The following is an 11962-nucleotide window of genomic DNA, read 5'->3' as shown; positions in this document are numbered from 1 at the left end:
CCATGTTTAATAATGATGATAAGGTTATTGTTTTACTCAAGACCGGCCAGCAGTGTTACGGCGTCTTCCTGTGACAATGTTTGTTGGGCAACATCATCGCGCAGGAATTTCACAACGACCTTACCGTCACGCACTTCATCCTCACCGAGGATTAGGGCTATATCGGCACCGCTCTTGTCTGCTTTTTTCAGCTGGTTTTTGAAATTGCCACCGCCACAATGCGCTAACAAACGCACAAAAGGCAATTCGTCGCGGATACGCTCGGCCAATTGGAATGCCTGCTGTTGTACATTACCAACAGCAACCAGATAAACATCTGCCTGCTGATCCAGCCCTTCAGGTACCACCGTCAGCGCTTGTACCAGCAACACCAATCGCTCCAGCCCGATACCGAAACCGACAGCAGGTGTGGCTTTGCCCCCAAGTTGCTCCACCAGCCCATCATAGCGGCCACCGGCACAAACCGTACTCTGGGCACCCAGTTTGTCTGTCACCCACTCGAACGCCGTTTTACCATAATAATCCAGACCGCGCACGAGCCGCGGATTGACCTGATAAGCAATACCTGCAGCATCCAACAGTTGCTTCAACCCCTCAAAATGGGCGTGGGATTCTTCATCCAGATAGTCCAGCAACACAGGCGCATTATTGAGTAATGCCTGGGTTGAAGTGTCTTTGGAATCGAGAATACGCAAGGGGTTAGTGCCTAAACGACGCTTGCTATCCTCATCCAATTGTTCAGCTACCTGGTTCAGGTAGGAAACCAGCGCGTCCTTATAGGCTGAGCGAGCCTCTGCACTACCCAGTGAATTAATTTGCAGTTGCACTGCATCACCCACACCCAATTCACGCAGGATACGTGCACTCAACAACAGGACTTCCGCATCAATATCCGGGCCCTGGATACCAAAGGTCTCTACACCGATCTGGTGGAACTGGCGATAGCGCCCCTTTTGCGGGCGCTCGTGGCGAAACATAGGCCCCATGTACCACAGGCGCTGTGTTTGATTATAAAGCAGGCCGTTTTCCTCACAGGCGCGCACACAACAGGCAGTCCCTTCCGGGCGCAGGGTCAGGCTGTCGCCATTGCGATCCTCGAAAGTATACATTTCTTTCTCAACGATATCGGTAACTTCACCGATAGAACGCTTGAATAACTCTGTTGCTTCGACAATCGGAAAACGGATTTCCTGGTAACCATAACGTGCCAGAATATCCGTCACCACCGCTTCAACATATTGCCAAAGCGGTGAGTCAGCTGGCAGAAGGTCGTTCATGCCGCGAATTGCTTGAATCTTTTTCAATCTAAATCCTTACGAATAAATACTAGGCCCGGGCGATAATATTTTTGGCATCGGCTTCCAGCTGCGCTTGCTTTTGTGCTGCTTTGGCGCGGATGAGACGCTCCAGATTATCGACCAGGTTTTCATTGGTCAGTTTCTGGCTTGGCTCACCGTCGATATAAATCAAATTACTGGGAGTACCTCCTGCCAGGCCGAGGTCAGCTTCTTTAGCTTCTCCCGGACCATTCACCACACAGCCGATTACTGCAACATCCAGGGGTACGGTAATATCTTCAACACGCAGCTCAAGATCATTCATCGTTTTGATCACATCAAAGTTCTGACGCGAACAACTGGGGCAGGCAATAAAGTTCACGCCTTTGCTGCGAATCTTCAGGCTGCGCAACATATCCCAACCGACCTTGATCTCTTCTACCGGATCAGCGGCAAGAGAGACGCGAATAGTATCACCAATACCATCCATCAATAATGCGCCAAGGCCAATTGCCGATTTGACCGTGCCGGCACGCAAGCCACCAGCCTCGGTGATCCCCAAATGCAAAGGTTGCTCTATCAGGGCAGCCAGCTTGCGGTAGGCAGCAACCGCCATAAAAATATCCGAGGCCTTCACACTGACCTTGAAGTTGTAGAAGTTCAACCCGTCCAGAATCTCCACATGGCGCAAGGCAGACTCAACCAACGCATCGGGCGTGGGCTCCCCGTATTTTTTTTGCAGGTCTTTTTCCAATGAACCAGCATTTACACCAATACGAATCGGAATATTCAGGTCACGCGCTTTATCGACGACCGCTTTAATACGTTTTTCACGGCCGATATTGCCAGGATTGATACGCAGACAATCAACCCCGAGGTCAGCAACCCGCAGGGCAATACGGTAGTCAAAATGAATATCCGCCACCAGGGGAATATTGACCTGTTTACGAATTAACCCAAATGCCTCCGCTGCTTCCATGGTAGGTACAGATACACGCACAATATCTGCGCCAGCCGTCTGAATACGGCGAATTTGTTCAACGGTTGCCGCAACATCCGTCGTTTCGGTATTGGTCATACTTTGTACCGAAATAGGTGCACCACCACCAACCGGCACATTGCCCACCATAATCTGGCGGGATTTGCGACGCACTATCGGAGACTCGCAATGCATAAAGATTTCCCAGAAACAGGGCACTAGCCTGTTGTTAGTATTTCAATCAATCTTGTGCCAATCCTGCAACTTTATTGTGCACCCACTTTCATGGTCAGCACATTAGTATGAGGCGATGGGATGATCGTCACCGATTGTCCATTCAATGTCATAGTCACCGCTTTGGCATTGCCCAGTTTGACATCAAATGGAGCACGCCCTTTAACCAACAAACGATTTCCCGGACGCTCCAATTCGGTAGCCAGGACATCACCACGGGAATCACTGACTTCAAGCCAGCACTCATCTGAAAATTCCATGTAAAGCTCATCCAGATTCTGCGCATTGGGATCCTGTACTACTGTACGCCGGGATAACGCTGCCACAGAGGACACACTGACTGACTCAGACACACTGGTAGCGGAAGCAACACTCAACGCGGCACTGCTGGCAACCCCAGCAGAAACAGGCACCATCCCTGACAAACTTGACGTGGATGCAACGTCTACAGCAGCCGGTTGAACCGATAGGGGGATCTGGGCTAATGAACTGACCTGGCCGGATGAAACGGCTATATCCTCAGCAATATCCAATGCCGCTGGAAGCGGATACTCTGGCGCTTTTCTGTTATCAAAAAACCATACCGAAATGAGCCACAAAACAACCAGGGCAGCAAGGATGAGCCCGACAAACTGCCAAATCTTTTTGTTGCTGTTATCAACACTGCGCGGCACATATTGCTCAACCAATCCCAGGCGTTGGGCCTGGCGATCATAAGCCTGTATAACCTGATCCACATCTATTTTGAGCAGGTTGGCATAGGCGCGCAGATAGCCGCGAATAAACGTATCCGAATGCAAGCGCTGGTAGTCATCGGCCTCCAGTGCCCGCACCTTACCCAAGGTCATATAGAGTTCGTCAGCCGCCTGCTGTTGCGTCAGTCCCGCACGTTCACGCGCGGCGGCCAGAATGGTACCGGGAGATAGCTCATGGGAGCTTTTAGAGACATTTGCCTCGCTCTGGTTCTCAGCTGTCATGGGTTATCCAGTCTTCATCACTGGCCACTGCGCACTTACACAGTGGCCAATTCTTTCAGTGGGCCAAGGTATCCTTGTACTCCAGATATTCGCGGGAGTAAGGGAATTTGTTTTTCAACATTAAGAGGTAACTGGCCTCTTTATCCTTGTTACCAAAGATGCGCTCCAAACGTATTCCTATCAATAACGCGCGCGGAGTCGCCGATGTGAGAGCCATGAATCTATCCAGATTCTGTTTGGCCTCAGCATAGTTCTGCTCCTGGAAATTTAAATCTGCCAATTCAATAAAGGCGGGAGGTAAATCGCGGTTAAGCACGGTTGCATGTTCAAAGGCAGCGTGTGCGCGCTGCTTTTTGCCCAATTGCACCGCTGTGCGACCTACGTTAACCAAGGCCTCGGCACGTCCGTCATAGCCGAGGTCTGCTGCTGCCCGTTCAAATTGGGACAGTGCTTCTTCATAGCGTTTGGCATTAAACAGGGAGATACCATAGCTGTTGTGTGCTTCGGTAAAATCCTTTTTCAATCGAATGGCTTTTTTGAAGGTTTCCTCGGCCAGGGCCGGCTCCCCTTCCAATTCATATAACTGCGCCAGAACCAGTGTGGCCTCAGGTGAGCGCTTGTTGATATCAAACGCTTTCCCCAAATGCAGGCGGGCTGATTCACGATTGCCTTTACTGACATAGCCCTGGGCCAGTTTGACGTGCAGCTCAAGGGCTTTTTGCTTGTCCACCTGGCGTTTGGTCGTACTGACTGTCTCGGACACACAGGCCAGTAAAGAAGACACCATCAAGAGTGCCAACACATATTTTGCAACTGTTGTAGAAAGCTTGATGAATGTCATTGTTTACTCCATAGGCCTTGGTATCTGTTATTGCCCAATGATGCGTACTGCCTGTTCATCAAAACGTGCACGATAACGCTCGCTGCGACGGGTAATATCATTGACACTGCCAGCCAATTGCCCACAGGCGGCATCTATGTCATCACCCCGGGTCGTTCGCACGGTAGTGATATACCCTTCCTGCATCAAAATGTCCTGGAATTTGCGCAGTGCATTGTTGCTGACACGTTTGTAATTGGACAGGTTGAAAGGGTTGAAAGGAATCAGGTTGATCTTGACCGGTACGTCGCGCAAAAGTTCAGCCAGCTGCTGCGCATGCTGCGGACGATCATTGACCTGATCAATCAGGGTGTATTCGATGGTGATTTTACGATGGGTATCAGGCATGGACTGGATATAACGCCTAGCCGAATCCAATAACATCGCAATGGGATATTTGCGATTTATCGGCACCAGTTCATTGCGCAGCTCATCGTTAGGAGCATGCAGGGAAATGGCCAGGCAGGCATCGGTATATTGGCTGAGACGATCCAGTTGCGGCACCACACCGGATGTACTCAGGGTAACGCGACGCTTGGAAATGCCATAGGCGTTATCGTGCATCATCAGGTTCATGGCATCGACAACATTATCAAAATTGAGCAGTGGCTCACCCATGCCCATCATCACGACATTGGTCACGGTGCGGGGGCCATTCGCCTGTAGCTGGCCAAAGGATTTGGCAGCGATCCATACCTGGCCAATGATTTCTGCCGCCGTCAGGTCGCGGTTAAAACCCTGTTTGCCCGTCGCACAAAAGCTACAGTCCAGCGAGCAACCCACCTGGGAGGAAACACACAGGGTGCCGCGATCGCCATCGGGGATAAATACCGTTTCCACCACATTGCCACCCGCCACACGAATCAGGAATTTGCGGGTACCATCGGCAGAATCCAGTTGGCGAACCACTTCCGGGGCATAGATTTCAGCACAGTCCTTGAGTTTGGCGCGCAGGGCCTTGCTGACATTACTCATATCATCAAAGTTGTCGGCCCCCAACTGGTGAATCCACTTCATGACCTGGATTGCACGAAATTTCTTTTCACCAATCGACTCAAAAAATGCAATGAGCTTGGCCTCTGGCATCCCCAGCAGGTTAACCTTGCCGGAGCCTTCTGCAGCCGCCGGGCTCGCTTGCCCGGGCTGGCCAGCCACCCGGTCCAGGCTTTCGGTTGTTGGGGTTAACGACTCAATCATTAAAAAACTACCTGCTGGTTGGATTAACCTGGTCGGGCCTAGCGCACAACCACTTCATGGGTTGGGAAAAAATAAGCGATTTCACGAGCGGCAGAGATCGGTGAATCCGAGCCATGGACTGCATTGGCAGGCATGCTCATGGAGAAGTCCGCACGAATGGTGCCGGGTGCAGCCTTGGTTGGGTCGGTAGCCCCCATTAATTCGCGATTGAGTGCTATGGCGTTTTCACCGTAAAGCACCTGGACCACGACTGGGCCGGAGGTCATGAATGCAACCAGTTCATCATAGAAGGAGCGGCCCTTGTGCTCGGCATAAAAGCCTTCGGCCTGGGCAGGGGTCAATTGCAGCATGCGCTGCGCAATCACTTTAAGACCTGCTTTCTCAAAGCGGGCAACAATCGCGCCGATGTGATTGTTTTTGACCGCATCGGGTTTGATGATGGAAAAGGTTTGTTCAACAGCCATGGCAGCTCCGTACCGGTTAATTCACGCATGTCTCGCTTGATTGACGACTGCAGGACCCGGTTTTGACCCACGCTCACGGGGTTTTCGGGTCCCCCAAATACAAAACCCGCGGATTATACGCGGGTTTGCGCCATTTTTATATGCAAGCTGCGCATTATGCGCATTTTGCATGATGCCAGTTAAGGCTTGATTCTTAAGTAAAAATACGGGGAATTAATGACCAGCTGAATGGGCCAGGGCCGCCTTTTCCTGGATTCGCTTGACCATGGATTTAAGGCCATTGCCACGGGTGGAGCTTAAATGCTGGAGCAGGTCCAGACGGGCAAAATAGGTATCGATATCGAAGGCCAGTATTTCTTCCGGTGTGCGGCCGTTATAGGCAGCCAATACCACACACAATAACCCTTTGACGATATAGGCATCACTATCGGCCTGGAAATAGAGCCGGCCGGTGCGGATCTCCTCCACCAACCATACTTTGCTCTGGCACCCGCGCACCAGGGAGTCCTCGGTACACAGCGCCGGAGCCATGGCCGGCAGCTCTTTGCCCAAATCAATCAGGTACTTGTAGCGATCCTCCCAGCTATCGAAAAAACTGAGGGTATCGACAATATCCTCAGCGCTTACTTCTATGCCGAATTGGGTCATGACCAGACTTCCTGATGTTTAGGGGCATTGCCCCGGAAATGGATCGAGCGGGCGGCATTGTATTGTGTCGGCTCGCTGCTGGCCACCCGCTTCCAGGTTCTTCTCCGGTTTGGCTTAACGCAAATTTGCAGAAAGCAGAGCCCCGCCATGACAAGCGTCAATTGTGGGTGAGCCCCCAATAAAAATAGAATGAACATTCAGTCTATCAGGAGATTCTTATATGCGGACACAGTCCCCCAACCTGCTATTTAGTTGTATGGTTCTCGCTGGCGCCTTGACGCTGGCCGCTTGCAGTCAGGACCAGGCAGGTACTGCACCTGCTGCCAGCCTACCGGAAGTCGGGATAGTGAGCCTGGCAGCGCAGGACACCAGTCTTATCCGCGAGTTACCTGGCCGTACCAGCGCCTACCAGACGGCCGAGATCCGCCCCCAGGTCAGCGGCATAGTGCTAAAGCGGGAATTTACCGAAGGCGCCAACGTTAAAGCCGGTCAAGCCCTCTACCAAATTGACCCGGCAACCTTTGAGGCCACACTTGCCAGCGCACGCGCGAGCCTTGCCAGGGCGGAGGCCAACCTGGCGAGCAGTAAAGCCAAGGCAACACGCTACGCTGAACTGCTGAAAAGCAAAATGGTTAGCCAACAGGACTACGATGAAGCCCAGGCCAGTTTCAAACAGGCAGAAGCCGATGTCCTGGCAGCCAAAGCCCAATTGCAGACAGCCCGCATTAATCTGGACTATACCCGGGTAGCTGCGCCCATTTCCGGGCAAATCAGCAAATCCAGTATCACTGCCGGTGCCCTGGTGACGGCCAACCAAACCACTGCCCTGGCGACTATTTCACAGCTAGACCCCATCTATGTTGACCTCACTCAGTCCAGCGCTGAACTGCTTAAATTGAAACAGGCATTGGCCAATGGCCAGGTTATCCAGGATCAAGCCCTGCAAACGCGCGTTACCCTGACCCTGGAAGACGGCAGCCAATATACCCATACAGGTACATTGCAATTCTCCGAGGTGACGGTTGATCCAAGCACGGGGTCGGTAACCCTGCGCGCGCTCTTCCCCAACCCGGAACAACTGCTCCTGCCCGGTATGTATGTGCGCGCCCAGGTGGTAGAGGGTGTACGCAGCAATGCCATACTCGCGCCCCAGCGCGGCATCAGCCGCAATGCCAAAGGCGAAGCTACCGCACTGGTTGTCAATGCAGAAGGGGTGGTTGAAGCGCGAATCCTGAAAGCTGAACGCACCCTGGGTAGCGACTGGTTAGTAGAGGAAGGCTTGCAGGCCGGCGACAAGCTGATTGTGGAAGGCTTACAAAAAGTCCGCCCCGGCGCCCAGGTCAAGGCGGTTGCCTTTAATAGCGAAGCAGTCCAGGGAGGCCAATAAGCCATGGCCCGTTTTTTTATTGATCGCCCGATTTTTGCCTGGGTGATTGCCCTGGTTATCATGCTGGCGGGGGTTCTTTCCATTAGCGCCCTGCCCATTGCACAGTATCCATCGATCGCACCACCGGCAATCAGTATTTCAGCTACCTACCCCGGCGCCTCTGCACGCACCCTGGAAGATTCTGTGACCCAGGTTATCGAGCAGAAGATGAAAGGCCTGGATGGCCTGATGTATATGTCATCCACCAGTGAATCCAGCGGTACAGTCACCCTGATGTTGACCTTTACTGCCGATACCAACCCGGATATCGCCCAGGTCCAGGTGCAAAACAAGCTGGCATTGGCCACACCCCTGTTGCCCCAAGAGGTGCAGCGCCAGGGGGTGACTGTCGCCAAATCTGCACGTAACTTCCTGATGGTGCTGGGATTTGTTTCTGCTGATGGCAGTATGAGCAATATCGATATTGGCGACTATGTTGCTGCCAACGTGCAAGACATCATTTCCCGGGTGGATGGTGTGGGTGAAGTGCAACTCTTCGGCACCCAGTATGCCATGCGCATCTGGCTCGACCCCGCACGCCTGCAGAATTACAAATTGACGCCAGCCGATATCAGCAATGCCATTACCGCCCAGAATGCCCAGGTATCGGCGGGACAATTGGGCGGGATGCCCGCCATTGAAGGCCAGCAATTAAACGCGACCGTCACGGCGCAAAGCCGCCTGCAAACGGTCGAGCAGTTCCGCCATATCATCCTGCGCACCAACCCTGACGGCTCCAATGTTCGCCTGGGCGATGTCGCCAAAATCGAATTGGGTGGCGATACCTACGATGTCGTTGCCCGCTTTAATGGCAAGCCCGCCGCTGGCCTGGGTGTCAAGCTGGCAGCAGGCGCCAACGCCCTGGATACTGCTGAAGGTGTAAAAGCCAAGATCGCTGAACTCCAGCCCTTTTTCCCCGAAGGCTTACAGGCTGTAGTGCCTTATGACACCACCCCCTTCGTGAAAATCTCCATCCAGAAAGTGGTGGAAACCCTCATCGAAGCGGTAGTCCTGGTATTCCTGGTGATGTATCTCTTCCTGCAAAATTTTCGCGCCACACTGATCCCCACGATTGCGGTACCCGTCGTACTGCTGGGAACCTTCGGGGTCTTGGCTGCCTTCGGCTACTCCATCAACACACTCACCATGTTTGCCATGGTATTGGCGATCGGCCTGCTGGTGGACGATGCGATTGTGGTAGTGGAAAACGTCGAGCGGGTAATGACCGAGGAGAAACTCTCCCCCAAAGAAGCCACCCGCAAATCCATGCGCGAAATTACCGGTGCGCTGATCGGTATTGCGCTGGTGTTGTCTGCCGTATTTGTGCCCATGGCCTTCTTCGGCGGCTCTACCGGTGTGATCTATCGCCAATTCTCCATCACCCTGGTCTCGGCCATGGCGCTATCGGTATTGGTTGCACTGTCGCTAACTCCCGCCCTCTGCGCCACCCTGCTCAAGGCCGGTGATCACAACCACGATGCCCCCAAGAGCCTGATTGGCCGCTTTTTTGCCGGTTTTAACCGCAATTTCGAGCGGGTTAATAAGGGTACACGCAGTTTTGTGGGACGCATGATTGGCCAAAGCAAACGCTATTTGGTGATCTACGGATTGATCCTGCTGGGCCTGGGCTTCCTGTTCAGTCGACTGCCCACCGCCTTTTTGCCCGATGAAGACCAGGGCATTCTATTCAACCAGATTTTACTGCCGGCCGGTGCCACCACCGAACGCACCCTGCAGGTCGTAGAGCAAGTGGAAAAGCACTTCCTGGAAGAACAGGGCGACGCAGTCAAGTCGATCTTTACTGTGACAGGCTTCAGCTTTGCCGGCCGCGGGCAGAACGCAGCCATCGGCTTCGTCAACCTGCGCCCCTGGGATGAACGCACCGAGTCTCATTTGGCACTGAATGCCGTGGTCGGCAAGGCCATGGGCAGTTTCAGCAAGATCCGCGATGCCATGGTGTTTGCCTTTGCCCCACCCGCTGTGATTGAGCTGGGCACTGCTAACGGTTTTAACCTGCACCTGCAAGACCGCGCCGGGTTGGGCCACGACCAATTGCTGGCAGCCCGCAACCAGTTGTTGGGTATGGCTGCGCAAAATCCCGTCCTGAGTAGTGTCCGTCCCAACGGCCAGGAGGATAAACCCGAGCTGCAGCTGGATATTGACCTGGCCAAAGCCGGTGCCCTGGGTGTGTCGCAAGCCGACATCAATAGCACCCTGGCAACGGCCTGGGGCGGCAGTTATGTCAATGACTTTATCGATAAGGGCCGTGTCAAACGTGTCTTTGTGCAAGGCGATGCCAGCTCAAGGATGAACCCGGAAGATTTAAACCAGTGGTATGTGCGCAATAGCCAGGGCGACATGGTGCCTTTCTCCGCCTTTGCCAGCTCCCATTGGGGTTATGGCTCCCCGCGCCTGGAGCGTTATAACGGCCTTGCCTCTATGGAAATCCAGGGCGCGGCAGCACCCGGTTACAGCACCGGTGATGCCATGCTCGCGATGGAAGAGCTTATTGCCAAATTACCGCCCGGTATTGGTTTTGAGTGGACCGGTATGTCCTACCAGGAGCGGATGACCGGTGACCAGGCCCCCCTGCTCTATGCACTCTCGCTGCTGGTCGTGTTCCTCTGCCTGGCAGCCTTGTACGAGAGCTGGTTCGTACCTGCTGCCGTTATGCTGGTAGTTCCCCTGGGGGTTTTGGGAGCAGTTATCGCTGCAACCCTGGTAAAACTGCCCAATGACATTTACTTCCAGGTTGGCCTGTTAACGACCATGGGATTGGCCTCTAAAAACGCCATTTTGATCGTGGAATTTGCCAAAGGGCGAATGGAGCAAGGTATGGATCTGGTTGCCGCCTCTATAGAAGCAGTACGTCTCAGGCTGCGTCCGATCATCATGACCTCGATGGCATTTGTGTGCGGCGTACTGCCCCTGGCACTGGCAACCGGTGCCGGCTCAGGTGCACAAAATGCCCTGGGTATAGGTGTTGTGGGCGGCATGCTGACATCCGCTGGCCTGGCAATCCTGTTCGTTCCACTCTTCTTTGTATTGATTCGCCGCCTGTTTCCGGTGAAGAAAGACATTGAGGCAACAGACGAGCACGACACCCATTAATCCAGGTAAGGCCGCTGTCTTCACCCAGTGGTGATACAGCGGCCAACCCCCTAGAATGTGCGACACCTAAATCATCACACAGGGCCGTTCTCCATATCCTCAGGCACCCCAGATGCAACAAGTCACCAAACTGAAAAAACACAATGATCCCCAACTGGCCGAAGCGCGCCGCACCCAGATACTCAATGCGGCAGCCAGTTGTTTTATGCTGCGCGGTTACCACGGCGCCAGCATGGCTGATATCTCCAAAGCCGCCGGTATGAGTCCGGGCCATATCTACAACTATTTCGATAGTAAAGAGAGCATTATTGAAGCGCTGATAGCGCGCGATCGCGAAGAAATGTTCGACCTGTTCAACCGTATCGAAGCCCAGGGTGGCAACCTGCTGGAATCCCTGGTTGAAGCGGCGGATGAAGGCGTGGAGCGTAAATACACTCCCGAGCACAGTGCGCTGCAACTGGAAATGCTCGCGGAAGCAGCACGTAACCCCAAAATTGCGCAGCTGCTGCAAGAGTCAGATCAGGTGGCCCGCGCACGTATGCGGCAGTTACTCACTAACCTGCGCCAACAACAGGGCGTCGATATTGAAAAAAACCTGGATGGGGCTATTGAGGTGATCTTTGCGTTTTTCGGCGGGTTGCTCGGGCGCTCGGTGCTACACCCTGCCCTTGCGCGCGCTACACTCCTGGCGGTGATGCGCCCCACCTTGAGACAACTGTTTTTAGGCAACTCACTTTTTTAGGCTGTCAGCTTTGCAGCGACAACTCAT

At 53.5% G+C, this 11962-nt stretch carries 10 protein-coding genes; 3 read left to right on the top strand and 7 right to left on the bottom strand.

Annotation, left to right across the window (positions count from 1 at the left end; all coding sequences use genetic code 11):
* Window positions 1-32 precede the first annotated feature (32 nt).
* The 7 genes from hisS to CJA_RS07205 form a co-directional block, all read right to left on the bottom strand.
* Window positions 33-1304 carry a histidine--tRNA ligase gene (gene hisS, locus CJA_RS07235; protein ID WP_012487112.1) on the bottom strand — a complete coding sequence of 424 codons (1272 nt, stop codon included), beginning with the start codon at window positions 1302-1304 and terminating at the stop codon, window positions 33-35.
* Between the two features lie 22 nt (window positions 1305-1326).
* Window positions 1327-2451 (bottom strand): flavodoxin-dependent (E)-4-hydroxy-3-methylbut-2-enyl-diphosphate synthase, encoded by a 1125-nt coding sequence (ispG, locus tag CJA_RS07230; RefSeq protein ID WP_012487111.1) that lies wholly within the window; start codon window positions 2449-2451, stop codon window positions 1327-1329.
* Window positions 2452-2522: 71 nt separating this feature from the next.
* Window positions 2523-3467 carry a RodZ domain-containing protein gene (locus CJA_RS07225; protein WP_012487110.1) on the bottom strand — a complete coding sequence of 315 codons (945 nt, stop codon included), beginning with the start codon at window positions 3465-3467 and terminating at the stop codon, window positions 2523-2525.
* Window positions 3468-3522: 55 nt separating this feature from the next.
* A complete protein-coding gene (gene pilW / locus CJA_RS07220) occupies window positions 3523-4308 on the bottom strand; it encodes a type IV pilus biogenesis/stability protein PilW (protein ID WP_012487109.1) in 786 nt (261 codons plus the stop codon).
* 27 nt (window positions 4309-4335) lie between these two features.
* Window positions 4336-5544, bottom strand: coding sequence for a dual-specificity RNA methyltransferase RlmN (rlmN, locus tag CJA_RS07215; RefSeq protein ID WP_012487108.1), 1209 nt, complete (start codon window positions 5542-5544; stop codon window positions 4336-4338).
* Between the two features lie 38 nt (window positions 5545-5582).
* A complete protein-coding gene (ndk, locus tag CJA_RS07210; RefSeq protein ID WP_012487107.1) occupies window positions 5583-6008 on the bottom strand; it encodes a nucleoside-diphosphate kinase in 426 nt (141 codons plus the stop codon).
* A gap of 213 nt (window positions 6009-6221) precedes the next feature.
* Window positions 6222-6656, bottom strand: a complete 435-nt coding sequence (locus CJA_RS07205) for a SufE family protein (RefSeq protein WP_012487106.1) — start codon at window positions 6654-6656, stop codon at window positions 6222-6224.
* A gap of 220 nt (window positions 6657-6876) precedes the next feature.
* On the opposite strand from CJA_RS07205, the gene CJA_RS07200 reads away from it, so the two are divergent.
* The 3 genes from CJA_RS07200 to CJA_RS07190 all read left to right on the top strand — a co-directional run bounded on the left by CJA_RS07200 (window position 6877) and on the right by CJA_RS07190 (window position 11935).
* On the top strand, window positions 6877-8043 hold the full coding sequence (locus CJA_RS07200; protein WP_012487105.1) for an efflux RND transporter periplasmic adaptor subunit: 1167 nt from the start codon (window positions 6877-6879) through the stop codon (window positions 8041-8043).
* Between the two features lie 3 nt (window positions 8044-8046).
* Window positions 8047-11193 carry an efflux RND transporter permease subunit gene (locus CJA_RS07195; RefSeq protein WP_012487104.1) on the top strand — a complete coding sequence of 1049 codons (3147 nt, stop codon included), beginning with the start codon at window positions 8047-8049 and terminating at the stop codon, window positions 11191-11193.
* A gap of 112 nt (window positions 11194-11305) precedes the next feature.
* A complete protein-coding gene (locus CJA_RS07190; RefSeq protein WP_012487103.1) occupies window positions 11306-11935 on the top strand; it encodes a TetR/AcrR family transcriptional regulator in 630 nt (209 codons plus the stop codon).
* Window positions 11936-11962 lie beyond the last annotated feature (27 nt).

Origin of the sequence: Cellvibrio japonicus Ueda107, assembly GCF_000019225.1 — a bacterium.
Classification (GTDB): Bacteria; Pseudomonadota; Gammaproteobacteria; order Pseudomonadales; family Cellvibrionaceae; genus Cellvibrio; species Cellvibrio japonicus.
This window is presented reverse-complemented; position numbering and strand designations above follow the sequence as displayed.